The sequence below is a fragment of the Streptomyces albipurpureus genome (assembly GCF_023701525.1).
Lineage (GTDB): Bacteria > Actinomycetota > Actinomycetes > Streptomycetales > Streptomycetaceae > Streptomyces > Streptomyces albipurpureus.
The window spans coordinates 190,865-215,274 of record NZ_JAMQAW010000012.1; the positions used below are offsets into that span (position 1 = coordinate 190,865).

The window sequence follows — 24,410 nt, forward strand, 5'->3', positions numbered from 1 at the left end:
GCACCGGGCAAGGGCATCTCGCGCGGGCGAAGCGCACGCGCCTGACCAGGATGTTCACCGGCCGAACTGCTCAGGGTAATGCGGGAGCGAGTCCCTCAGCTTGCATCTGAAGTAAGTCGTCCGTAATCCCTCCCTCGGAGAGTCAACTGAGATGAAGGGGGACGTATGACCCAACCAGCACGGCATCGGATATCTGACCTGTCCGCCGAGAAGCGGGCTCTGCTCACCCAGAGACTCCGCAGACGCGCCGCCGAGGGAACCACCGAGCCCGACCGTTACGACGTCGTGGTCCTGGGAGGCGGTGCCGCCGGCCTCACTCTCGCACTCCACCTGCGCCGGGTACGTCCGGGCATTCGGGTACTGGTCGCCGAGCGGCAGGAGCACCCGGTGCCCGAGGCCGCGCACAAGGTCGGTGAGTCGACCGTGGAGATCGCCGCCCACTATCTGCGTGACGTCCTCGGACTCGGTGCACACCTGGAGACCGAGCAGATCCGCAAGTTCGGTCTGCGCATGTTCTTCAGCGGCCACGCCAACGACGACATCGCCAAGCGGGTCGAACTGGGCAGCTCGGTCTTTCCGCCCCTGGCCACCTACCAGCTCGACCGCGGACGCCTGGAGAACGCACTCGGCGCAGCCTGCGCCCGCGAGGGCATCGACTTCCGCGCGGGGAGCAAGGTGCTTCAGGTGGAGTTCTCGACCGACCGTTCAGAGCACGATGTGCAACTGCTCGTGGACTCCGAGAAGCGCAGCGTCCAGGCCCGATGGGTGGTCGACGCCACTGGCCGCGGCCACTTCCTCCAGCGGCGGTTCGCCCTCCGCAAGGACGTGGGGCACAAGGCCAACGCGGCCTGGTTCCGGGTCGGCCACCCCATCGATCTCGGAACCTGGAGCGACGATCCGGATTGGCACTCCCGAATCCGGGAGGGCCGGCGCGAACTGTCCACCAACCACCTGATGGGGCCCGGCTACTGGGTGTGGCTCATCCGGCTCGCGTCCGGGGCCATCAGCATCGGCATCGTCGCCGACGACGCGACCCACTCCTTCGAGGGATTCAACACCCTGGAGCGCGCCCTGGACTGGCTCGCAGAGCATGAGCCGCAGTGCGCCGAGGCCGTGGAGGAGCACCGCGACAAGATCCAGGACTTCCGCGTCATGAAGGACTACTCCTACAGCTGCGACCAGGTCTACGACGGCGCTGCGCGCTGGTGCCTGACCGGCGAGTCCGGAATCTTCCTGGACCCGCTCTACTCCCCCGGCCTGGACCTGATCGCCGTCAGCAACGGGCTGGTGGCCGACCTTGTGACCAGGTCCCTCGACGGTGAGGACGTCACCGTCAGGGCGTCCGTGCATGACTCGCTCTTCCGGCGCGTCACCGACATGTGGCTCGCCATCTACGAGAACCAGTACGCGTTGATGGGCAACGCCCGTGTGATGGTCTCGAAAGTCATCTGGGACACCTCCTTCTACTGGGGAGTCTTCGGGCTGCTCTTCTTCCAGGGCAAGTTCACCACGGTGGCCGAGAGCCCCTCCGTCGCCTCCGACCTGGAGCGCCTCGCCGACATCAGCAATCGGGTCCAGGCGTTCTTCCGCGAGTGGGCCGCCATCGACGACTCCCCCCTTGAGGCCCGATTCGTCGATCTCTACTCCCCGTTGAACTTCATGGTGCAGCTGCACGCGGGCATGGCCGATGACCTGTCCGACGATCAGTTCCCCGAGCGCTTCTCCGCCAACACCAGGCTCTTCGCCCAGTTGGCCGGTCAACTGGTCACCGCGGTCATCGATGCCCATGGCGACCGATACGGCGACGACCGGGTCATCGCACAGGTCCAGAGCTGGCAGCGCGACCCCCTGATCGCCGACCTGATCGCCATCCATCGACAGGAGAGGCATCGCAACCGCACCAGTGAGGGCTGGATCGTCCTGCGCGAGCCTGGCGCGGGAGAAGGCACCGCAGGTCACGAACGGGACGGAGCGGACAGCATGGAACAGCACAGCAGCGAGGTCAGCTATGTCTGAGACCTCCGAACGCTTCGATGTGGCGATTCTCGGCGGTGGCATCGCCGGACTGACCCTGGCTCTCCAGCTCAAGCGCACCGACCCCGATCTCCATATCGCGGTGCTGGAACGGCAACGGCATCCTGTGCCCGAGGCCGCGCACAAGGTCGGTGAGTCCAGTGTGGAGATCCAGGCCCACTATCTGCGCGATGTCCTCGGGCTCGAAGAGCACCTCAACCGGCACCAGTTGCACAAGTTCGGCCTGCGGATGTTCCTCTCCCACGCGGGGAACGAGGACATCACCAGACGTGTCGAGTACGGCCAGATCGCCGAAGCGCCCCTGGCGGCATACCAACTCGACCGCGGCCGGTTGGAGAACGCACTCGGCACCATCGTCACCGGTCTCGGAGTCGACTTCCGACAGCGCTGCAAGGTTCGGGAGGTTGACCTCAGCACCACCGGTGACCACCACGTCGTACGCGTCCTCGACGGGGAGGACGAGCGCACCCTGAAGGCGCGCTGGGTCGTCGACGCGTCGGGACGCGCCGGCCTGCTCAAGCGCAAACTGGGCCTGGCCAGGGCGGTGGGACACCGCGCCAACGCCTCCTGGTTCCGCATCGACAGGGAAGTCGACGTACAGCAGTGGTCCAAGGACGAGCAGTGGCGGGCCCGGGTGAGCGACGGTCTGCGCCGCCTGTCGACCAACCATCTGATGGGACCCGGCTACTGGGTCTGGCTGATCCCGCTGGCCTCAGGGTCGACGAGCATCGGCATCGTCGCCGACGACGCGACCCACTCCTTCGAGGGATTCAACACCCTGGAGCGCGCCCTGGACTGGCTCACCGAACATGAGCCGCAGTGCGCGGCCGAGGTCCGGCGGCATCTGGCGAAGATCCAGGACTTCCGGGTGATGAAGGACTACGCCTACGGTTGCCAACAGGTGTACTCCGAGGACCGCTGGTGCCTGACCGGTGAGGCGGGCGTCTCGATCGACCCGCTCTACTCATCGGGCGGCGACCTGATGGCGATCAGCAACGGACTCATCACCGACCTCGTCATCAGGGACCGCCGGGGCGAGGACGTCCAGGAACGGACCGTGGCGCACAACCAGGTCTATCTGGTGCTGAGCGAGATCTGGTTGGTCGCCTATGAGGGCCAGTACCCCGTCATGGGCAATCCGCAGGCGATGGTGGCGAAGGTCATCTGGGACACGATCATCTACTGGGCGGTGCCCGGCCTGCTGTTCTTCCACGACAAGCTCCGCAGCCTGGGCGAGAGCCCCAGGGCCTTCGCCAACCTCCAGCGCACCTGGCTGCTGCACACCCGGGTGCAGGAGTTCTTCAGGGAATGGCACCTCGTCAGCAACGAGCCGGCGTCCGATGTGTTCGCGGATCCCTACAGCCTGATGGAGTTCATCGTCGATCTGCACAACGGCATGGCCGCCGGACTCGATGACGAGGAGCTTGAGGAGCAGTTCGGACGCAATGTGATCCTGCTGGAGGAGCTCGCGGGTCAGTTGGTCAGCACCGTCATCGAGCGGCTGGAGCAGCGCGGCGCGGACGACGACGCCAAGGCCCGGATCGGCCAGTGGCGTACCGATGAACTCCTGCGGGAGGCCGTCGAGCGGTACCAGCAGCGCGACCCGGACGATCCCATCGACAGCGCCTGGATCACCCTCGGGGCGCAGAGCGCGGCGGTGGCGCCATGACCGATGAGAGCGCGACGATCGGGCGGGACGGGATGGAAGCGGATCCGGATGGTGTCGTGGATGTCGCCGTGGTGGGTGGCGGAGCCGCCGGGCTGACCCTGGCGCTGCACCTGCGCGAGCAGCGTCCGGGCACTCGGATCGTGGTGTTGGAGCGCCAGGGACACCCGGTGCCGGAGGCGACCCACAAGGTGGGTGAGTCCACCGTGGAGATCGCCGGCTACTACCTGCGGCAGATCCTGGGGCTGGAACACCATCTGCAGTCACAGCAGTTGAACAAGTACGGGCTGCGGGTCTTCTTCTCCAAGGAAGGAAACGACGACATCACCCGCCGGGTGGAACTCGGACACTCGGTCCGTCCATCGGGGGCGGTCGGCACCTACCAACTCGACCGAGGCCGCCTGGAGAACGCGCTGGGCCACGAACTACTCGCGCGTGGCGTCCAGTTCGTCTCCGGGGCGAAGGTCGAGAGCGTGGACCTGCTGCCCGAAGCCGACCACCATCGGCTCCAGGTCCGCACCGACGACGGCGTCACCCGTCAGATCCGTGCGAGGTGGGTGGTCGACGCCACCGGCCGGACGTCCCTGCTGAAGCGCCGGCTCGGTCTGGCCAAGAAGGTCGGCCATCGGGCCAACGCCGTCTGGTTCAGGGTCGGCTGCCCCATCGATGTGGATCAGTGGTCCGACGACCCCCAGTGGCATGCCAGGATCGAGGAGGGCAGGCGCGAACTGTCCACCAACCACCTGATGGGACCCGGCTACTGGGTCTGGCTCATCCGGCTCGCCTCCGGATCCACCAGCGTGGGCATCGTCACCGACCCCGACCTCCACCGGTTCGAGCGGCTCAACCAGTTCGAACGTGCTCTGGAATGGCTTGGGCAGCACGAGCCGCAGTGCGCGGACGTCATCCGCGAGCACCGCGACAAGCTCCAGGACTTCCGGGTCATGAAGGACTACGCCTACAGCTGCGAGCAGGTCTTCTCCGAGGACCGCTGGTGCCTCGCCGGGGAGGCCGGTGTCTTCCTCGACCCCCTGTACTCCCCGGGTCTTGACCTGATCGCCATCAGCAACGGCCTGATCACCGACCTGATCTCGCACGCCCTCGACGGCGACGACGTCGGGGAACTCGCCGCGATCCACAACCAGGTGTTCCTGTTGATCGCCGATGGTTGGCTGAGTATCTACGAGAACCAGTACGCGCTGATGGGCAACGCCCGGGTCATGCTCGCCAAGGTGATCTGGGATACGGCCGTGTACTGGGCTGCTCCTGGGCTGCTCTACTTCCACGACGCGCTGCGGCACCTGGTGGACCGGCCCGACATGGTGACCGGCCTGGCCCGCTTCAGCGCGGCCGGTCGGGAGGTGCAGCGCTTCTTCCGGGAGTGGGGTGCCGTCGACGATGAACCACGCAATCAGACCCCCTTCGTCCGCTTCTACGACTTCGACTTCATGAGCCGCCTCCACATCGGCATGACGGCAGGTCTCTCGGACGCCGACCTGGACGCGCAGTTCGCGGACAACATCCGTTTTGTCGAGCATCTGTCGGGCCAGTTGGTGGTGACGGTTCTGGAGGAGTTCGAAGCCGAGCCCTGGAACCCGGCCAAGCGGGAGCAGGCGCGGCGATGGCGGTCCGATCAGGCCCTGATGTCGCTCGTCGAGGTTCATCTGCGAGAGCGTGAGTCGACGCCGATCAGTGACCAGTGGATCAGGCTCCAGCCGGCCGATGAGACCGTCGGCACGGGAGAAGTCCGATGAACGGCGTGCTGGGTGAGGGCGCGATCCCGCACGAGCGCATCGCGCGACTTCCCCAGGACAAGCGCGCCCGTCTTGTCCAGCGTCTGCGGAGCCAGACAGAAGACGGCCACGGCGTGGACAGGTGGTTCGTCCGGTACTCCGCCGTCGATCGGCCGGCGGTCCGGCTGTTCTGCTTTCCCTACGCCGGTGGCGGCGGCTCCGCGTTCCGTGGCTGGAGCGAAGGGCTGCCGGCAGGTGTCGATGTCTGGGCTGCCCAGCTTCCGGGCCGGGAATCCCGGGTGACCGAGCCCGCCCTGCGGCGGCTCGACCCTCTGATCGAGACCTTGCACGAGGCCATCCTGCCGAAGCTGGACCTGCCGTACGCGTTCTTTGGCCACAGCATGGGCGCGCTGGTGGCGTTCGAGCTCACCCGGCGCCTGCGACGCGCCGGGGCGCCCTTGCCGTCCCGGTTGCTGCTCGGTGCGTTTCGGGCACCTCAGCTGCCCAACCCCCACATCAGGATTCACCATTTGCCCGACGAGGTACTGAAGACGGTGCTCGGTAAGGAGGGCACGCCTCGGCAGGTGCTGGAGAGCGAGGAGTTGATGCGCGCTCTGCTGCCGACGCTCCGCGCGGACTTGGAGATCTGCGACACCTACCGATACCGCGAGGAACCTCCCCTGACCATGCCCATGTCCGTCTTCGGAGGACATCAGGACGTGCGGGTGAGCCGCGGTGATCTCGATATGTGGCGCACCCAGGCCAACGGGCCGTTTCGGCTCGTCATGCTCCCGAGCTCGCACTTCTTTCTCCACAGTTCACAGGACCTGCTGCTGGCCGAGCTCTCCCGGGAGCTCGGGTCGGCACCTCGCCCAGCGGAAGGGGAAAGGCGCCATGACTGACCTGCCGCCCGCCGACGCGCCGCCAGAACCCATCGCCATCATCGGAATCGGTTGCCGTCTTCCCGGCGGTTGCGCCACTCCCGCGGAGTTCTGGAACCTTCTGTGCGCCGGCGCTGACGCGACCAGTGAGCTGCCTCCGGACCGCTGGGACGCCGGCAAGTTCTACGACCCGGACGCCGCCAAACTCGGCAAGACCAGCACCATGCGGGGAGGGTTCCTCGACCGGATCGACGCGTTCGACGCCCAGTTCTTCGGGATCTCCCCGCGCGAGGCCATCTGGCTCGACCCGCAGCAGCGCCTGCTGCTCCAGGCCGCCTGGGAGGCCCTGGAGGACGGTGGCCAGGTGATCGACAGCCTCGCCGGCAGCGACACGGGCGTCTTCATGGGCGGCTTCACCCTGGACTACCAGCTGCTCCAGAACTACGGCGTACACAGCCGCTACGAGCTCCAGTCCCACTCGGCCACCGGCATGATGATGACGATGCTGGCCAACCGGCTGTCGTACGCGTTCGACTTCCGGGGGCCGAGCCTGGCCGTGGACACCGCCTGTTCGGGCTCGCTGGTCGCGGTCCACCTGGCGGCGCGGAGCATCTGGAACGGCGAGTCCTCGCTGGCGCTGGCGGGTGGTGCGAACGTCATGATCGCGCCCAATATGACCATCGCTGAGTCCAAGGGCGGATTCCTCTCCCCCGACGGCCGCTGTAAGGCGTTCGACGCGTCCGCCGACGGATACGCGCGCGGCGAGGGCGTCGGTGTCGTCCTGCTCAAGCCGCTGGCGCGGGCGGTTGCCGACCGCGACCCGATCTACGCGCTGATCCGCGGATCGGCCGTCACCCAGGACGGCCACAGCAACGGCATCACCGTCCCCAACGGCGACGCACAGGAAGCGGCGATGCGCGCCGCCTGCCGGCAGGCGGGCATCGCGCCGCACGAGGTCCAGTACGTCGAGGCCCACGGAACCGGGACCCCGGTGGGGGATCCCGTCGAGGCCGGCGCGATCGGCCGGGTCTTCTCCGAGGGACGCCCCGCTGGTCAGCGCCTGGTCATCGGGTCGGTCAAGACCAACATCGGACACCTCGAAGCGGCCGCCGGGGTGGCAGGTCTGATCAAGACGGCGCTCTCCCTGAAGCACGGCCGGATACCCGGGCAACTGCACCACCGCAGACCCAACCCCGCCATCGCGTTCGAGGACTTGCAACTCCACGTCCAGACCGAGCTGGGCGACTGGCCCTTGGTGCCCGGCCCGCGTCACGCCGGGGTCAACTCCTTCGGCTTCGGTGGCACCAACGCCCATGTGCTCCTCCAGGAACCGCCCTGCGGGCCGTCCCACGCGCCGCGCGCCGGGGAGCAACGGCGCTGTCTCGTACCGCTGTCGGCCCGCGCCCCCGAAGCGCTGGCGGACCTGGCGGCATCCCTGCGCGGTGTCCTGGCCGAGACCGCACACGACCTGAAGGACATCGGATACACCCGCGCCCTACGCCGCGGCCACCACGACCACCGGCTCGCGGTCGTGGCGGCCACCGCGGCCGAGGCCGCCGAGAAACTCGGCGCCTACGGCGCGGGGCACGAGACCAGGGGCGTCGCGGCCGGACGCGCTCCTGCGAAGGACCGGCCCAAGCTGGCCTTCGTCTGCTCCGGTATGGGGCCCCAGTGGTGGGCCATGGCACGACAGCTGCTGGAGACCGAGCCGGTCTTCCGTGCCGCCGTCGAGCGATGTGACCGGGAGCTGGGCAAGTACACCCAGTGGTCCCTGCTCGATGAGCTCCTCGCACCGCGGGAGACATCCCGCATGGACGAGACCGAGATCGCCCAGCCAGCCAACTTCGCGGTCCAACTGGGCCTGGCCGAGCTGTGGCGTTCGTGGGGAGTCGAACCCGACGGCATCGTCGGGCACAGCACGGGCGAGGTCGCCGCACAGTACCTCGCGGGTGTTCTCAGCTTCGAGGACGCGGTGAAGGTGAACTTCTACCGCAGCAGTCTCCAGCAGCGGGCATCCGGGACCGGCCGCATGCTCGCCGTGGGCATGACCCCCGAGACCCTCAATCAGGCCGTGGCCGACGCGGGTCCCCTTGTTTCGGTGGCGGCCATCAACAGTTCGACCGCGGTGACCCTGGCCGGTGACGCCGGAATCCTTGAGGGCATGGCGGCCCAGCTCCAGACCTTCGGGGTCTTCCACCGCATGCTGACCGTCAAGGTCCCCTACCACAGCCACTACATGGACCCGCTGCGGGAGGACCTGGAAAAGGGACTGGGCGACCTCCGCCCGGCTTCCGCCGCCCTCCCCCTGTACTCGACGGTGACCGGCACCCGCATCGACGGCCGGGGCGCCGATGCCCACTACTGGTGGCAGAACGTCCGCGCGACCGTCCTGTTCGCGGCGGCCGTCCGCCAGATGCTGGCCGACGGCTACACCCGGTTCATCGAGCTCAGCCCGCACCCCGTACTGGCCGGTTCCCTGCGCGAACTGCTCGCGGAGCAACAGCAGGAGGGGCTTGTGGTGCCGTCCCTGCGGCGCGACGAACCCGACGACGCGGTGCTCCTCGGTTCGCTGGGTGCCCTCTACAGCCAGGGCCAGGACGTGAACTGGGAGGTGTTCTACGGCGAGGACTCCCGTCTGGTGGAGCTGCCGTCCTATCCGTGGCAGCTCAAGAGCTACTGGAACGAGTCGTTGGAGGCCTTCGAGGACCGCCACTACACAGAGGTCCACCCCCTGCTCGGGCAGCACGTCAACGCCACCCATCCCACATGGGAGAAGGAGGTCAACCCCCGGCTACTGCCCTGGCTGGCCGACCACCAGGTCCAGGGACACACCGTGCTGCCGGGCGCCGCGTTCATCGAACTGGCGCTGGCCGCGGCGCGCGAGGTGTACGGCGAAGGCGACTACACCCTCGAAGACCTGGAACTGCGCAAGGCCCTCATACTCCCCGGCACGGCCGACCCTCGGCTGCGCACCACCCTCTACCAGGAGTCGGGCCGGGTCGAGGTCTCCAGCTACGCGGCCTCGCCCGGCGGGGACCGCGCCTGGAGGCTGCACGCGACCGCTCGGCTCAACCAGCGCCCACCGGACCGTACGCACACGGACCTGGACGGTGCGCGTGCCCGGTGTGAACAACACATCCCCCGCGCTGAGTTCTACGAACTGGCCCAGCAGATGGGCTTCGGTTACGGGCCCGCTTTCCGGACGGTCGAGGAGATCGCCACCGGCCCGTCGCACGCCGTTGGGCGGTTGCGGATCCCCGAGCCCGTGCGGGTCGGGCTGGAGAGCTACCGGTTCCACCCCAGCCTGATCGACGCGGCGTTCCAGGTGCTGCTGACGTCCGCCATGCCACGGGCGGCGGAGGGGCCCCTTCCGTCCAGCCCCTACCTGCCGGTGGGCATCGACAGCATCACCGTCCTCGGTCACCCGGCCGAGGAGATGTTCGTGGTCGCCGAGGTCACCGAGGCCGACGCGCGGGTCATCGTCAGCGATATCTCCTTGTGCGACGCCCGGGGCAGGGCTCTCGTCCTCATCCGGGGGTTCAGGGCGCAGTCCCTCGACACCGCCTCCAGTCTGACCCCAGAACGCATCGACCAGGGACTCTACGAAGTCCAGTGGCACCCCGCGCCGCTTCAGGACGACCGGGAGCCCAAGGACGGCGACGCCGCCGACGACGACCCGTCGGGCACCTGGGTCCTGTTCACCGGCACGAACGGGGTCGGCGTCGAGGCGAGACGTCAACTGACCCGGGCCGGACGCCGTGTCGTCACCGTGTCACCCGGCGCGGTGCCCGAGCCCCTGGAGACCCCGGACGGCGGCTATGTGCTCGACCCCAGCCGCGCCGAGCACTACCGGTGGCTGCTGGGGAAACTCGCCCAGGAGACCGGGATCGGCAAGGTCGTGCACCTGTGGAGCCTCGATGCGCCCTTCAGCGAGGACAGCCCGCTCACGGCACTCCAGGACGGCCAGGACCTGGGCGTCCTCTCGGTTCTGCACCTGATGCAGGCGCTCTCGGCCGAGGTCACCCAGCGGCTGCCGCAGGTGTGGCTGGTCACCCGTACGGCACAGGCAGTCGCCCACGCCCCGCGGCCGCTCGCGCTGTCGCAGGCTCCGATGTGGGGGATCGGCCGGGTGATCGGGCACCAGGAGTTCACCGGCATGTGGGGCGGCATCGTCGATCTCGACGCAGGGCCGGACGCTCAGCAGGCACGCCACCTCGTCGATGAGCTCACCGCGCGACACGGTGAGGATCAGATCGCGTTCCGGAACGGGCAGCGGTACGCCGTACGTCTGGCGCGTTGCGAGAACATCGCCCCGCCCTTCCCGGTGACCCTCCGCGATGATGTGACCTACCTGGTCACCGGGGGTACGGGGGCGCTCGGACGGGTGGTCGCCCGGTTCCTGGCGGATCGGGGCGCACGCCACCTCGTGCTGATGGGGCGGACTCCGGTTCCCCCGCGCGACACCTGGCGCGATCTACCCGCCGAGCACGATCAACGCGACCTGATCGACGAACTGCTGCGGTGGGAAGGCAGCGGGGTGCGGGTCCACTGCGCTGCGGTCGACTGCGCCGACGAGGCGCGGTTGCACACGTGGTTCGCGGAACACCAGCGGCTTCACCGGCCGCCGATCGCCGGAGTCGTGCACGCCGCCGGTGTCGTCGAGGACGAGCTGATACCGCGGATGAGCCGGGAGACCTTCCAACGGGTGATGCGACCCAAGTTGCACAGCGGTTGGCTGTTGCACCGCCTGTTCGCCGACGCCCCGCTGGAGTTCTTCGTCCTGTTCGGATCCGTGGGGTCCGTCATCGCCTCCCCCGGACAAGCCAACTACGCGGCCGGGAACGCCTTCCTCGACGCGCTCGCCCAGCACCGACGGTCCCTGGGCCTGCCTGCGCTGAGCATCAGCTGGGGCCCGTGGTCGGTCGGCATGGTGGAGAAGCTCAACCTGGAGCAGTTGTACGCGCGGCGGGGCATCGAGCTGATCACCCCCGAGGCCGGCACCCGGATTCTGGGCCGTCTCATCGGTCAGCGCCTGGCCCATGTCGTGGCGATCACAGCCGACTGGGCAACCGCCCGGGCGACGTCCATGGCAGGACGACTCCCGCCGATGTTCGGCGGGCTCGGCCAGGAGCAGGCCGACCATCAGGCAGCGGACGAAGGGCCCGGCGCCGAAGCCGTACTCGCCTCCCTGCGGCGCACACCGCAAGCAGACCGTCCGGGTGTACTCGCGGCACATCTGCACAGCGTCGCCGCGCTGGTGCTCAAGCTGGACCCGGCGGAGTTCGGCGACGAGGAGAACCTCAGCAACCTGGGCATCGACTCGCTGTTGGCAGTCGAGGTCAAGTACCGCGTCGAGGCGACACTGCGCGTGGACGTCTCGGTCCTTGACCTGCTCCAGGGGGTGAGCGTCCTCGACCTCACGGCCCGGATCCTGCCGCTTCTCGTACTGGAGGAGGAGTCTGGCGAGCCCTCCCCCGCCGCACCGGCCGCCACCGGTGCGGACACACCGGACCAAGGACGTCAGGAGGACGAACTCGCCGCACTGCTCGCGCGGGTGCCTCCCGACGAGTTGGAGCGGCTGCTCGACGAACTGGAGCAGGACCCCACCGAAACCCGTCGGGAGCGATGAGCCATGTCCCTGTCGCTGAGGAGAGTACGTCGTGCCGTGATGGGAGTCTCGGACGCGGAGGCGACCGCCTTCAGCCGGGGTGACACCCCGACGTGGAAACACCTGGAGACCGCCGTGCGCAGCGCGGTCGGCGGATATCACGAGGTCCTGGACGGCAGTCACTTCGAGGACCTGATCCCACGGCTGGATCGGACACCCCTGGAGTTCCGCGGATACGCCTACGAGGGCGCGGCCATGGGACTGACCGGCCTGGACTGCTTCCTGCCGGGCAGATCCCGGCTCCAGGCCTATCTGGCCGGCCCCGGTAGCCCCCACATCTATATGGCCCATATCGGAGCGGGCGAGGCACTGGCCAGACTGCGCCGCAAGCCGGAGCCGTTGATGCGGCGCCTGGCCGATCCGGCGCTGCGGTGGCTGGTGATGGACGGATACGGCTTCCACGAAGGCTTCTTCAAGCAGCGCCGGTTCGTGGAGCGGCAACAGGTTCCCGTACATCTGTCGGCCTTCGCCCGGCGCGTCTTCGACCAGGGCATCGGGCGGAGCATCTGGTTCACCTCGGGCGCCGACGCCGACCGGATCTCCCGCGCGATCGCCGCGTTCCCAGCCCACCGGCATGCCGACCTCTGGTTGGGCATCGGCGTGGCCTGCGGGTACGTCGGCGGAGTCGACCGGGCGACCATCGAGGCACTGCGTGCGGCCGCCGGTCGGCACACCTCCCAGGTGGCGGTCGGAACGGCCTTCGTGGCCAAGGGGCGGCTTCGCGCCGGCAACCCGATACCCGACACCGAACTGGCCTGTCAGGTGCTGTGCGGAATCTCAGGCCAGGCGGCCGCCCGACTGGTCGACGAAGCCTTCGAGGACCTGCCCGACACGCCTTCCGCGCCGGCCTACGACACCTTGCAGCGACGCCTGGCGACCAGTCTCGCCGCCTCCCCTTCCGCCGCGGGGGATGCCTCATGACCCTGTTGGGTGCCGTGATGAGGCCACTGTTCGAGGTCACCCCATCCGACCTTCCGGCCGTCGCGGTGGGCTCGGGCGCCACCGCGGAGCGACTGAGCAGAGTGGTCTTCACCGTGACGGAGTGCTGCGAGGTCACCCTCCTCAACCGGCGGGAGTCGACGCTGGTCGACAAGTTGGACGCGTACCCCGAGGAGCTACGCGGGTTCGCCTACGAGGGAGCGGGGGTCGGGCTCGCGGCCCTGGACCATCTGCTGCCGTGGAAGCAGCGCACCCGCCGCTTCGTGGACGGGGCCGGGAGCCCGTATGTCTTCGCGGTCTATCTCGGTGCCGGCATGGGGCTGGCACGGCTGGGCCGAAACCCCGAGCCGTTTCGCCGACGGCTGCGGGACGAGGTGTTCAACTGGGTGGTCCTCGACGGATACGGCTTCCACGAGGGCTTCTTCGCCCATCGCCGCCATGTCCAGGAGCGCGCCACACCCAGGCATCTCAGCGGCTATGGGCTGAGCGCCTTCGACCACGGTCTGGGGCGCAGTATCTGGTTCGCCACGGGTGCGGACGTCAGGCGGGTCGTGGCAACCATCGAGGCGTTCCCCGAGTTGCGCCGGGGCGATCTATGGGCTGGTGTCGGTCTGGCCTGCGGATACACCGGAGGGGTGGACGAACCGACGGTCAAGGCACTGCGCGTGCGTGCGGACGCCTACCGCGGGCGACTCGCGGAAGGCGTGGTCGTCGCGGCCAGGGCCCGGCACCAGGTGGGCAACACGGCCGAGCACAACGAGATCGCCTGCCAGGTGGTCTGCGGAATCGACAGCCGCGAGGCGGCGGACCTGGCCGCCACCGCTCTGGTCGATCTACCGACCGACGAGGTCGAGCCGGCCTATGAGATCTGGCGCCAACGCATTCGCGGTCAGTTCGTCTGAACCATCACGTCGGCACCGCCTCGAAGATGGGGGAAAAGTGTCCAACTCGGAAATCGCCATCCATTTCTTCCTACAACTGACCGTGATTCTCGCTGCCTGCCGCCTGGTCGGTCTGCTCGTCCGGAGCATGGGGCAACCGCAGGTCGTGGGAGAGATGATCGCCGGCGTCCTGCTCGGGCCGTCCCTGTTGGGAGTGGTGTTCCCCGACTGGCAGGAGAAGCTGTTCCCGACCGGGCCGTCCATGACGATGATCTATGTGATCAGCCAGGTCGGACTGGTGCTGTACATGTTCCTGATCGGCCTGGAGTTCGACCTCGGGCTGATTCGCCACCGGATACCCAGTGCCGTCTCGATCTCACTGGCGGGAATCCTCGCCCCGCTCATACTGGGCGCGCTGACCGCGGCCCTGCTGATGCGAGAGGGCGACACCTACTTCACCGACGGCGTCAAGACCTGGCAGGCCATGCTGTTCATGGGATCGGCCATCGCCATCACCGCCTTCCCGATGCTCGCCCGCATCATCTTCGAGCGCAAACTGACCGGGACCTCGCTGGGCACCCTCGCACTGGCGGCGGGAGCCACGGACGACGCGGTCTCCTGGTGCCTGCTCGCCGTCGTCCTCGCCGTCTTCAAGGGCGACATGATGATCGCGATCCTGGCGGTCGGCGGCGGCATCGTCTACGCCATCACCGTGCTGACCATCGGCAGACGGCTGCTGAGCCGGCTGGGGACCAAGGCCGAACGGGAGGGCGGCGTCAGCCCGAATGTCCTGGCACTGGTGCTGACGCTGCTCATGCTGGCGGCGTGGTTCACCGACTACGTCGGTATCTACGCGGTGTTCGGGGCGTTCATCCTCGGGGCCGCGATGCCGCGCGGTGTCTTCGCCGAGCGCATACGCAGCGGTTTCGAGCCGCTCGTCACCTATCTGCTGCTGCCTCTGTTCTTCGTGTTCTCCGGTCTCAACACCCAGATCGGCCTCGTCAACAGCCTCAGCCTGTGGGGAGTGGCACTGCTCATCCTCCTGGTCTCCGTGCTGGGCAAGGGGGTCGCCTGCTGGTTCGCCGCAAGGCTCAACAACGAACCGCAGCGCGAGGCGCTGGCGTTGGGAAGCCTGATGAACGCGCGGGGCCTGATGGAGCTCATCCTGCTCAACATCGGGCTCCAGGCCGGACTGATCACACCGACCCTCTTCACCATCCTGGTCTTCATGGCCATCGTGACCACGCTCATGGCCACCCCGCTGTTCGAGTTCGTCTACGGCCGGTTCCGTTCCCAGCCGCCTCCAGCGGCCACCGCCGCCGACGGCGAGACCGCCACGAGCCTGGCCAAGGCGCCGGGGGGCCGATGATGCCCCTGCCACTCGGTACGCTGCTCAAGCCGGTCTTCCCGCTGTCCGCGGACGCCTTCCCGAAAATGGCAGCCGACCGTTTCGGCGCCCAGGAGGACATGGACAAGACCTGGCTCACCTTCGAACCGGTCGCCCGCACGCTCGTGGACAGCTTCTACATGACCCTGGACCACCCGGAGCACAGGAGCCTCGTCCCTCGGTTGGACGCATCGCCACCCGGGCTGCGGGGGATCGCCTACGAAGGCGCCGGCATGGGGCTGATGCTGCTTGACAGCCTGTTCCCGTACAGGAGGCGACTGCCGGCGTTCATCCACGGACCCGGCGCGCCCTACCGCTGTCTGATCTACATCGGTGCGGGACTCGTCCTGCCTCGCGTCCCCGTCAGCCCACAGCGCTTCCTCTCCCGCCAGGACCCCTTCCTGCGCTGGCTGGTGATGGACGGCTACGGCTTCTACGAGGGCTTCTTCTCCTGGCGGGACATCGTCGAACGACACCGGACCCCGCGCGGGATCCACGGATACGCGGCCCGCGCCTTCGACCACGGTCTGGGGCGCAGCCTGTGGTTCTCCACCGGGGCCAATGTCGAACGGATCATCGACACCATTCACACCTTTCCGGCCCGGCGGCAGGGCGATCTATGGAGCGGCATCGGCCTGGCCTGCGCCTACGCCGCGGGAGTCATGGATCGCAACGCCATCGTCACGCTCTTGGAGGCGGCCGGTCAGCATCGCGCGGACCTCGCCACCGGCACCGCGATCGCGTCCATCTTCCGTGAACAGTCCGGGCAGCCCGCCCCGCACACCGACCTGGCGTGCGACGTCGTGTGGCGGAGGGAAGCGGCGGCGGTCGCCGCGATCGCCCACAGCGCCGGCCATCCCGTCGCACGGGGAGGCATCGCCGACGGTGCGAGCCCCGAACCGGCCTACGAACGGTGGCGCCAGGAGATCCGAGCGGTCTGGCTCGGCACACCGGTTCCCGCCTCGACAGCGAAGGAGCCGGGCGCATGACCGCTGTGGGAACCGTCCGCAGACGACTGTTCGGAATCCCCTCCGCCAAGGCGGTGTTCTCCCGGCCGGGGTTCGCACCGGAGGCGTGGGAGCGCTTCGCGCCGGTGGCGTGCTCCCTTATGGAGGGCTACCACGCGGCTCTTGAGGACCCCCGGTTGAGCGTTCTCGCGGCGCGTTTGGAGGCGGTGGAGGACCCGTTGAAGGGGTTCGCCTTCGAGGGAGCGGGTATGGGCCTCGCGGCGTTGGACGCCGTCACACCGTGGCGGCGACGACTCGATGCCTTTGTCGCCGGGCCCGGTGCTCCCCATATCTACCCCGTCTACGTCGGTGTGGGCCTTGCCTACGCCCGACTGGGGCGAACCCCGGAGAGCCAACTCGCCCGCCTCGACCCGCTACTGGGCTGGGTGACCGCCGACGGCTACGGCTTCCACCAGGCCTTCTTCAAGCGCCGACGCCATGTCGAGCAGCACGCCGTACCGACCCGGCTGACCGCCTATGGCCGCCGGTTCTTCGATCAGGGAGTGGGCCGGGCCCTGTGGTTCTCCAGCGGCGCGATGGTGGACCGCGTAGCCCGTCTCATCGCCGGATTCCCGTCCGACCGGCACGCGGACCTCTGGAGTGGTGTGGGCCTGGCATCGGCCTACGGCGGCGGTGCGGACGAGGCCGCACTGCGTTCGGTCCTCACCCACGCGGCCGCCTACCGGCCCCAACTGGCCCGCGGTGCGGCGACCGCGGCATGGGGACGTCTCAAGGCCGGCAACCAAGCCGCCCACACCGACCTCGGCTGCGAGGTCTTCTGCGGTCGTAGCGGCTCCGATGCGGCGGCCGTCGTCGAGCAGGCGGCCCACGACCTGCCCGTGATCAGTGTGGAACCGGCCTACGAGATCTGGCGCCGGCGCACCGAGGACAGGCTCATGGCCTGAGGTCGACAGCACCGGTCGAGCGGCACCACCGATTGATCCATTCACGTCCGGAGCCACCCGAAGGAAGGGAATCAGCCGTGTACGACGCCATCGTGATCGGTGCCCGTGTGTCCGGCGCACCCACTGCCATGCTGCTCGCCCGGAGGGGATACCGGGTGCTGCTGCTGGACCGGGCCACTTTCCCCAGTGACACCGTCTCGACTCATATGATCACCGTCGAGGGCAGCGCCCAACTCAGGCGCTGGGGCCTGCTCGGCCAGATAGAGGCCTCCCGATGCCCCGCCGTGACGAACATCGTCCTCGACCTCTGCTTCGACCGGTACGGCCACTTCACCCTGGAGGGCTTCCCCTACCCGGTCGACGACGGATTCGCCGCCCTGTACGCGCCCAAGCGCACGATCCTGGACAAGATCCTGGTCGACGCGGCAGCGGCTGCGGGCGCCGACGTCCGCGAGGGGTTCTCCGTCCGGGAGGTGCTCACCGAGGACGGCCGAGTGGTGGGGGTCCGCGGGCGCGGGGCCAGCGGCATCACCATCACCGAGCGGGCGCGTATGGTCATCGGCGCGGACGGGCTGCGGTCGATCGTCGCGCAGACCGTCTCGGCGCCCGAGTACCACGTCGTTCCCCCCAAGGCGTTCGGCTACTACACCTACTGGGACGACGTGGAGCTCAGGGGCCTGGAGTTCTACACCCGCCCGGGCGGCACCGTGATCGCGTTTCCGACCCATGACGATCAGGCCGCCGTGTTCGTCGAGCGGCCCGAGCGCGACTTCGCCGACTTCAAGGCCGATGTGCATGCCGGCTACCGGAAGACGGTCGACGACATCGCTCCCGACCTGGGCTCGCGCCTCGAAGCCGGGAGACTCGCGCACCGGTTCATGGGAGCGGGAAACCGCCCCAACTTCTTCCGGAAGCCCTTCGGACCCGGGTGGGCCCTGGTCGGTGACGCGGGCGTCCACAAGGACCCGATCACCGCCCAGGGCATCACCGACGCGTTCCGGGATGCCGAACTGCTCGCTCAGGCGCTCGACGACGGGTTCTCCGGGCGGATGCCCGTCGAAACAGCTCTGCGTACCTACGAGTACCGGCGCAACGAGGCACTCAAGCCCCTCTACGACTTCATCGTGGACCATGCCGCCATGGAACCGTTCGAACCCGCCTTCCAGGACGTGCTCGCCGCGATGCGGAACGACCAGGACGCCGTCAACCGGTTCTTCGGAGTCATCCAGAACACCGTCCCCTGGGCGGAGTTCTTCTCCCCCCGGAATCTGTCCGCCCTCATGGGCCTCACCGACCCGGACGTTCCCGCCAGGCCGAGACTCGCCGACGTCGGCTGAGCGGGCACACCCCAGACGGTCCCCGGGACCCGGTCCCGTTCCATCCCTCACTTCCATGTGGAGGCTCCCATGGCCTATGTGATCACCGAAGCCTGCGCCGGGAACAAGGACACCGCCTGTTGGGAAGCGTGTCCTGTCGACGCGATCCACCCCGGCCCCAACGAGGCGTCCTTCGGCGAGCACACCCAGCTCTATATCGACCCGACCGAGTGCATCGACTGCAGCGCCTGCGAGCCGGTGTGTCCCGTGGAAGCGATCTTCCCCGAGGACGATGTGCCGGAGGAGTCGCGGAACTCCATCGCCGTCAACCACCACTTCTTCGGTGCCCAGACGTCCTGATGCCACCGGAACTCCGTCACTGGTCGGTTGGCTGTCGGGTCCCAGCGGTGGCCGTCCGTGGGGTAGCCGTACAGCAGCCCTCGCATGAAGTGCGTACAGGCTGTTTGTACGTACAGTGCACGCAGACTGTACGGACCTCAAGAGGGCAGGCAGGATGGAAACAGCCAGCAGTAAGCACTCCGAGCGTTCCCGGGCCACTCGGAGCGCGCTTGTGGCAGCCGCCCGGCGGCTGTTCGCCGAACGCGGTTACGCCGGTGTGGGAACCGAGGAGATCGTCAAGGCGGCGGGAGTGACCCGCGGGGCGCTCTACCACCAGTTCCGCGACAAGTCCGACCTGTTTGACGCCACGGTCCAGGCTGTCGAGGCGGACATCACCCAGCACATCAGGACCGAGGTCCTGGCGACCGCGCCCGACCCGGTCCAAGCCCTCAGGGAGGGCGCTCGTGCCTTCCTCGACGCCTTCACCGAACCGGAGGCGGAACGCATCCTGCTGCTCGATGCCCCGGGAGTCCTCGGATGGCGGCGTTGGCGCGAGATCGGCCAGGAACACGGCCTCGGGGTGATCACCACCGCCCTGGAGGCGGCGATGGCCAAGGGAGCTCTCGCCCCGCGTCCCGTCCACCCGCTGGCGCATGTCCTGCTCGGCGCACTCAACGAAGCCGCGCTCACGGTCGCCCACTCCGATGACCCCGAGGCCACCCGCGCCGAGATGACCGATGCCCTGGATCATCTACTGGACGGACTCCTCGCCCGCGGCGGGAACTGATGGCACCACCCGCTGTCGCCCACCCGGGCGGGCGGGCGGGTGCCGGGGGCGGTCCGCCGGGATAGGGGCGGACTTCCGCTAGCGCACCGACGTCAGTGAGGCGTAGACCACCACGTTGTCGGAGTATCGGCGTGTGGTCTCGTCGTACTCGCCGCCGCAGGTGATCAGTCGGAGTCCGGCGTGATCGAGATTGCGGTAGACCTCAACCGTGGGGAACTCGTCCTTGGCGTAGCGGACGGTCCGGTCGACCGTGAAGACGGCCGTCTTTCCATCCGCGCGGCCGACCTCGATGAGGGTGCCCTTCTCGGCCTTGCCCAGCTCGAAGAAGACGGCGGGTTCCTCGTTCCAGGTGACGTGTCCGGCGATGACAGCGGGCCCGAGTTCGCCGGGGGTGGGGCCGGGGGTGAACCAGCCCGCCCTATCCGGGTCGTCGGGTGTCTCCATGGCCTTCTCGGCGTCGAGCCCGAGGTCCAGCAGGGTGGAATCGACGCCGAGGGCCGGGATCGCGATCCGCTCGGGCGCGGACTTGCTGAGCACGGCTCCTCGCGGGGGCCCCGAAGCGTCGTGCCCCTCGTGGTTGCCGCTCTGGTTCTCGTCGGGTCCCGCGGGCGGGCCGGATACCCCACCCGAAGCCGTGGGGACCGTATCGGCCTGCGGCGGGGCGGGTTCCTGACGCAGGCCCCCCGCGGTGAGCAGCGCGATCGCCAGGACCGCCAGGACGGCGGCCGCCGTGAGCAGCACCCGCCGTCCCGTCGCCGTACCGGTTACCCGCTCCGGATGCCCGTCCCCGTCGGCCGGGGTCGGGGGTTGCGGACTCTCGTTCATGACCGGGGCTTCTTCTCAGCGACCGGGTCGGCTGGTACGGCGGGCCGCCAGGACCAGGGCTCCAGCGGCTGCGGCAACTGCGGCACCACCGGCGGCCAGCAGCTGCGGCGACTCGGTGCCAGCGGTGCCGCCCGTACCGGTCTCCACTCCGCCGACCGGCACGGAACCGACCGCGGCGCCCTTGAGCATGCCGCAACTCGCGGGCGCGGTCGCCTCCTGCGGGAGCTTGGGGTCGAGCTCGCTCTTGCCCTTGTTGAAGTCGTAGGTGCCGTTCTTGTTGGTGTCGATGCCGTGCTGGACGACGTGCAGGTCCTTGATGTTGTCGGCGACCTTCCGCGAGACGGTGATGGTCCGCTCGTAGGACACATGGCCCTTGGCGTCGGCCACCGGCATCCGGTCCACCGCGAGCCCGCTCTTCTTGCTGATGTCGCCCTTGGTGGTCAGCGAGATATTGATGTCGCCGTAGGAGGGCAGGCCCTCCGCCGTGCTGACGACACCGTCCCCGTTCTTGTCGGCACTCGCGTCAGGGCAGTGGAAGTCGTGGCCGTCGGTGGAACCGTGGATGTGCTGTGCGTGCGGTGCGTTGGGGACGAGATTGTCGGCCTCGATCTTCACCGTCAGCTTCCGGCCGTCCAGGGTGAGCATGGCCGTGCCGGTGGCGCCGGAGTTGTTCAGCTGCGCCAGATCAACCTGATGGGTCTCCCCGCCGGCGGCCCCTGCGGTCCCCGCGAAGCCGAGCGCGAGGGCGGCGGGAAGAACGGTCAGAGCAGCGAGGCGGGTGGTGCGTCGAGTCTTCATGGGCGGGCTACCTCCGTCGTCGTGGTCCCCCGGGTACGGGAGCCCACAGGTGCGGTGACGAACTCGGACCGCCGGTACACGGCTTCCTCAAGGCGAAAGCCGGGACGGTCTCACATGGGTTGTTCGGAGCCGCCGCCCCCGCGGATTGGTCATATGTTCGAAGAGTCGACAATCCGTGCCCTCTGTCCACGGGCTCAACACTCCCCATGGCCCGTTCCGCCACTCCAGGACTCCGACTGCTGGCCAGGGACCCCCGGCCCGCCGCCGGGCCGCCGCCGGGCCGAGTTCCGGCACAGTGCCAGTGCCGGGCTCTTGAACCACCTCCGGTCCACCCTGCGCCGCTGCCCGCCCGCATGGCCGACGTCCCCTTGACGAGGGCACCAGGAGCTTGGGGCAAGCATGTCGTTGGTGTCCGCTGCGGACGCCCCGACCATGAGGGGGCGCCCTGGGCCGACGACGCTTTCGCAGCGATGCCGTCGGTCATCCGGCCCGGTGTTCCCGTACCGGTGGCGGGTCTGTTTCCGCGGGGATCGGGTCAACTGCGATACACCGAGGGGGTATTGACAGTCGCGGTTATCGGCGTCACGGTGAGGGTTCTTCTGTGGCCTGAGAGCGGAGGTCGCCCCTTGACCGGTTCGTCAGCACCTCGTTCGGAGACCGACCTCGTCGACCGCTTACGTGAGCTCCGGCCGCTCATCCGCTCGCACGCGGCGCGCGCGGAGCAGCAACGGCGGGTGACGGGCGAGGTGGTCGAGGCCCTCACGGGCGCCGGTACGCTTCGGATGAACGTACCCCGCCACTACGGGGGCTACCAGACCTCGTTGCGGACCCAGGTCGACGCACTGAGCGAGGTCTCCGCCGCGTGCGGGTCGGCCGGGTACCTGGCGGTGATCCAGGCCGGGACTGCGTTCATCGCGGCCCTGTTCCCCGACGAGGCTCAGGACGAGATCTTCACCAGTCCCGATGCACGGGTCGGTGGCACCCTGATCCCCAGCTCGAAAGCCGTTCCGGCGGCCGACGGTTATGTGGTGAGCGGAAACTCCCCCTTCGCGACCGGCTGCCAGGACGCCGACTGGCATCTGCTGACCGCGCTGGCAGACACCGGGGAAGGCCCCCCGGAGGTGCTGTGGCTGGCGATCCCCATGGCCGATCTCCAGGTGCTGGACGACTGGGACGTCACCGGTCTGGCCGGGAGCGGCAGCAACACCGTCGTTGCCCAGAACGTTCACGTGCCCGCCCATCGCGTGCTGCCGGTGGGACCGTTGCTGGAGGGTGCGTTTCCATCGCAGCGCAACAGCACCGACCCGTTCTACCGGATGCCGGTGATGCTGCTGTTCTGCGCCTGGACGGCCGCGAACGCCCTCGGTCTGGCACAGGCGGCCCTGACGGAGTTCGGGCAGCGCATCCATCAACGGGGCATCACCTACACCTTCTACGAGCGCCAGCACGAGGCCCCGGTGACGCACCTCCAGTTCGCCGAGGCCGCGATGAAGGTCTCCTCCGCTGAACTGCTCACCGCCGACTTCGTGGAGCTGATCGAATTTAAGGCGGCCAGCGGAGAGCCGTACACGACGCAGGAGCGGGCCCGGATCAGGGCGCAGTGCGGGTATCTGGCGCGCTTGTGCAAGGAGGCCGTCGACCTGATCGGGTCCGCTTCGGGTGCCTCGTCCCTGCACCGGGAGGTGCCGATCCAGCGGATCGTGCGGGACCTGAACGCCCTGAACCTGCACTCGTTCGTCAACCCGGCCGCCAACCTGGAGCTGTATGGCAGGGTGCTGTCGGGGCTCGACGCCGGGACGCCCTTCCTCTAGGAGTGCTTCAGGGCGGCGGGCAACGCGGTCCAGGACCGGGAGCGGGAGCGGGTCGTGGCGGGAGAAGCCCAAGGCGTCCGCTCCGCCGAGGCCCGGGGCCGCCGATGTGTTCTCGGCCAGGGCCGCGGCGGAACCGCACAGAACGGGCTCCCCCACCGACACCCTTGGTGACTCAACACGACTCCCATGGTGTCCAGCGCCATGGAAAGCCCGCAGGTCCCGGTGTTCCTCTGCGCCAGGGCTCCCCCGGTTCGAGGGCATCCGGGATCATGGGGCATGCTCCCGGATGAGTGGTACCTCACCCAAGATGTCGATGACTTCCTTGCCCGAGTCGGGGACTTCCTGCTCTCGCGCCCCGCCCTGCACAACACTGCGCTGACGGACATCGAGAAACTGCGAGTACACGGAACGGCCGAACGCGACGCCGAAACCGCCGTCTTCGGCCGAATGGAGTCGGACGGCGAGGTCCGCGCGATCTGCTATCTCACTCCGCGCGGCCGCCTGGGCCTCACCGCGCTCTCCGTCGAACAGACCGATACCCTCGCTACTCACCTTGCTGGCCTCGGCCACTCCCCCGCCAACGTCATCGCGGACCACGACACCGCCGCCGCCTTCGCCGAGTCATGGCAGCGGCACTCCGGCGCGGCGCCGGTGCCCTTCTGGCGGACGCGTCTGTACCGTCTCGGTACGCTCACCCCACCGCGGGCGCGCCCAGCGGGGCGGGGTCGCGTCACGGGCGCGAAGGACCATGAGCAGGTCGTGCGCTGGTGTCGTGAGTTCTGTGCCGCCGTCGGGGAGCGGTCCTCCATCGACCTGATCGATGCCGGCTGCTGGGGGGACTCGCGTTTCGCCGACCGGCACTTCACCTTCTGGGAGACCCCGGACGGCACCCCCGTCTCCATGGCGGCCGCGACCTCGATCGTCGGCGGCATGGTCCGGGTGGACCCCGTCTACACCCCGGCCCACTTCCAGGGCCGCGGCTACGCGGGGGCCGTGACGGTCGAGGTGAGCAGGACCGCGCTGGCCGCGGGCGCGACGGACGTCGTCCTGTTCACGGACCCGGCGAACCCCATCAGCAATGCCCTCTACCAGCGCACCGGGTACATCCATGTCGCCGACTTCGCCGGGTACGAGTTCTCCTCCAGCGCACCACACGGGGGCCAGGTTCATGATCGACTCAACGCACTTGCCACCAGCACCAGCCGCGAGGGCCGCGAGGCGCCTGCCGAAGGCCGTGGTGAGCGAGCCGATCAGCACCGAGGTCAGTGACGCTCAGGAGTCGGGTCGCCCGGGGAGTCCCTCTCCCCCGTAGGGCCGGGCACCGGTCACTGGCCGGCACCGGCCCTGGCGAAGGGCGGGCAGAACACCTTGCTGGACCGGAGGGGATCTCCCCAACCCGAGGAGCCGAGCACAGCAGCATGACTCAGGGCCGC

At 68.6% G+C, this 24,410-nt stretch carries 17 protein-coding genes; 15 read left to right on the plus strand and 2 right to left on the minus strand.

All coding sequences use genetic code 11. The features are described 5' to 3' along the window. Positions 1-165 precede the first annotated feature (165 nt). The 13 genes from NBG84_RS16585 to NBG84_RS16645 all read left to right on the plus strand — a co-directional run bounded on the left by NBG84_RS16585 (position 166) and on the right by NBG84_RS16645 (position 19,543). Positions 166-2,016: an NAD(P)/FAD-dependent oxidoreductase gene (locus NBG84_RS16585; protein ID WP_250920227.1), complete on the plus strand. Its 1,851-nt coding sequence runs from the start codon at positions 166-168 to the stop codon at positions 2,014-2,016. After that, positions 2,009-3,703: an NAD(P)/FAD-dependent oxidoreductase gene (locus NBG84_RS16590; protein WP_250920228.1), complete on the plus strand. Its 1,695-nt coding sequence runs from the start codon at positions 2,009-2,011 to the stop codon at positions 3,701-3,703. The genes NBG84_RS16585 and NBG84_RS16590 overlap by 8 nt, the downstream gene beginning before the upstream one ends. Then, a complete protein-coding gene (locus NBG84_RS16595; RefSeq protein WP_250920229.1) occupies positions 3,700-5,454 on the plus strand; it encodes an NAD(P)/FAD-dependent oxidoreductase in 1,755 nt (584 codons plus the stop codon). Before NBG84_RS16590 ends, NBG84_RS16595 begins: the two co-directional genes overlap by 4 nt. Beyond that, positions 5,451-6,335 carry a thioesterase II family protein gene (locus NBG84_RS16600; protein ID WP_250920230.1) on the plus strand — a complete coding sequence of 295 codons (885 nt, stop codon included), beginning with the start codon at positions 5,451-5,453 and terminating at the stop codon, positions 6,333-6,335. Before NBG84_RS16595 ends, NBG84_RS16600 begins: the two co-directional genes overlap by 4 nt. Then, entirely contained in the window at positions 6,328-11,943 is a 5,616-nt protein-coding gene (locus NBG84_RS16605) for a type I polyketide synthase (protein ID WP_250920231.1), read from the plus strand. Before NBG84_RS16600 ends, NBG84_RS16605 begins: the two co-directional genes overlap by 8 nt. A gap of 3 nt (positions 11,944-11,946) precedes the next feature. After that, positions 11,947-12,903 (plus strand): DUF1702 family protein, encoded by a 957-nt coding sequence (locus NBG84_RS16610; protein ID WP_250920232.1) that lies wholly within the window; start codon positions 11,947-11,949, stop codon positions 12,901-12,903. Beyond that, the gene (locus NBG84_RS16615) at positions 12,900-13,823 is read left to right on the plus strand and encodes a DUF1702 family protein (RefSeq protein WP_250920233.1); all 924 of its coding nucleotides are present in this window, start codon (positions 12,900-12,902) and stop codon (positions 13,821-13,823) included. The genes NBG84_RS16610 and NBG84_RS16615 overlap by 4 nt, the downstream gene beginning before the upstream one ends. 37 nt (positions 13,824-13,860) lie before the next feature. After that, complete coding sequence (locus tag NBG84_RS16620; protein WP_250920234.1) at positions 13,861-15,171, plus strand: cation:proton antiporter; 1,311 nt, start codon at positions 13,861-13,863, stop codon at positions 15,169-15,171. Then, positions 15,168-16,178 (plus strand): DUF1702 family protein, encoded by a 1,011-nt coding sequence (locus tag NBG84_RS16625; RefSeq protein ID WP_250920235.1) that lies wholly within the window; start codon positions 15,168-15,170, stop codon positions 16,176-16,178. The genes NBG84_RS16620 and NBG84_RS16625 overlap by 4 nt, the downstream gene beginning before the upstream one ends. Further along, a complete protein-coding gene (locus NBG84_RS16630; protein ID WP_250920236.1) occupies positions 16,175-17,101 on the plus strand; it encodes a DUF1702 family protein in 927 nt (308 codons plus the stop codon). Before NBG84_RS16625 ends, NBG84_RS16630 begins: the two co-directional genes overlap by 4 nt. Before the next feature lie 77 nt (positions 17,102-17,178). Beyond that, positions 17,179-18,438: an FAD-dependent monooxygenase gene (locus NBG84_RS16635; protein ID WP_250920237.1), complete on the plus strand. Its 1,260-nt coding sequence runs from the start codon at positions 17,179-17,181 to the stop codon at positions 18,436-18,438. A gap of 69 nt (positions 18,439-18,507) precedes the next feature. Then, complete coding sequence (locus NBG84_RS16640) at positions 18,508-18,777, plus strand: 4Fe-4S dicluster domain-containing protein (RefSeq protein WP_250920238.1); 270 nt, start codon at positions 18,508-18,510, stop codon at positions 18,775-18,777. 211 nt (positions 18,778-18,988) lie between these two features. Further along, positions 18,989-19,543, plus strand: coding sequence for a TetR/AcrR family transcriptional regulator (locus tag NBG84_RS16645; protein ID WP_250920239.1), 555 nt, complete (start codon positions 18,989-18,991; stop codon positions 19,541-19,543). A 78-nt stretch (positions 19,544-19,621) separates the two neighbouring features. Here NBG84_RS16645 and NBG84_RS16650 read toward each other — a convergent pair whose 3' ends face one another. Next, positions 19,622-20,368: a class F sortase gene (locus NBG84_RS16650; protein ID WP_250920240.1), complete on the minus strand. Its 747-nt coding sequence runs from the start codon at positions 20,366-20,368 to the stop codon at positions 19,622-19,624. A 15-nt stretch (positions 20,369-20,383) separates the two neighbouring features. Further along, positions 20,384-21,166, minus strand: coding sequence for a CHRD domain-containing protein (locus tag NBG84_RS16655; RefSeq protein ID WP_250920241.1), 783 nt, complete (start codon positions 21,164-21,166; stop codon positions 20,384-20,386). Positions 21,167-21,792: 626 nt separating this feature from the next. Between NBG84_RS16655 and NBG84_RS16660 the strand changes: the two genes are divergently transcribed. Further along, the gene (locus NBG84_RS16660) at positions 21,793-22,977 is read left to right on the plus strand and encodes an acyl-CoA dehydrogenase family protein (protein WP_250920242.1); all 1,185 of its coding nucleotides are present in this window, start codon (positions 21,793-21,795) and stop codon (positions 22,975-22,977) included. Positions 22,978-23,253: 276 nt separating this feature from the next. Next, complete coding sequence (locus tag NBG84_RS16665) at positions 23,254-24,246, plus strand: GNAT family N-acetyltransferase (protein ID WP_250920243.1); 993 nt, start codon at positions 23,254-23,256, stop codon at positions 24,244-24,246. Positions 24,247-24,410 lie beyond the last annotated feature (164 nt).

What these genes read in the sequence shown, in the direction of transcription:
- NBG84_RS16625 (WP_250920235.1), top strand. Translation starts at nt 15,168, where the DNA reads ATGATGCCCCTGCCACTCGGTACGCTGCTCAAGCCGGTCTTCCCGCTG.
- NBG84_RS16610 (WP_250920232.1), top strand. Translation starts at nt 11,947, where the DNA reads ATGTCCCTGTCGCTGAGGAGAGTACGTCGTGCCGTGATGGGAGTCTCG.
- NBG84_RS16630 (WP_250920236.1), top strand. Translation starts at nt 16,175, where the DNA reads ATGACCGCTGTGGGAACCGTCCGCAGACGACTGTTCGGAATCCCCTCC.
- NBG84_RS16665 (WP_250920243.1), top strand. Translation starts at nt 23,254, where the DNA reads ATGCTCCCGGATGAGTGGTACCTCACCCAAGATGTCGATGACTTCCTT.
- NBG84_RS16600 (WP_250920230.1), top strand. Translation starts at nt 5,451, where the DNA reads ATGAACGGCGTGCTGGGTGAGGGCGCGATCCCGCACGAGCGCATCGCG.
- NBG84_RS16640 (WP_250920238.1), top strand. Translation starts at nt 18,508, where the DNA reads ATGGCCTATGTGATCACCGAAGCCTGCGCCGGGAACAAGGACACCGCC.
- NBG84_RS16650 (WP_250920240.1), bottom strand. Translation starts at nt 20,368, where the DNA reads ATGAACGAGAGTCCGCAACCCCCGACCCCGGCCGACGGGGACGGGCAT.
- NBG84_RS16585 (WP_250920227.1), top strand. Translation starts at nt 166, where the DNA reads ATGACCCAACCAGCACGGCATCGGATATCTGACCTGTCCGCCGAGAAG.
- NBG84_RS16595 (WP_250920229.1), top strand. Translation starts at nt 3,700, where the DNA reads ATGACCGATGAGAGCGCGACGATCGGGCGGGACGGGATGGAAGCGGAT.
- NBG84_RS16605 (WP_250920231.1), top strand. Translation starts at nt 6,328, where the DNA reads ATGACTGACCTGCCGCCCGCCGACGCGCCGCCAGAACCCATCGCCATC.
- NBG84_RS16615 (WP_250920233.1), top strand. Translation starts at nt 12,900, where the DNA reads ATGACCCTGTTGGGTGCCGTGATGAGGCCACTGTTCGAGGTCACCCCA.
- NBG84_RS16655 (WP_250920241.1), bottom strand. Translation starts at nt 21,166, where the DNA reads ATGAAGACTCGACGCACCACCCGCCTCGCTGCTCTGACCGTTCTTCCC.
- NBG84_RS16590 (WP_250920228.1), top strand. Translation starts at nt 2,009, where the DNA reads ATGTCTGAGACCTCCGAACGCTTCGATGTGGCGATTCTCGGCGGTGGC.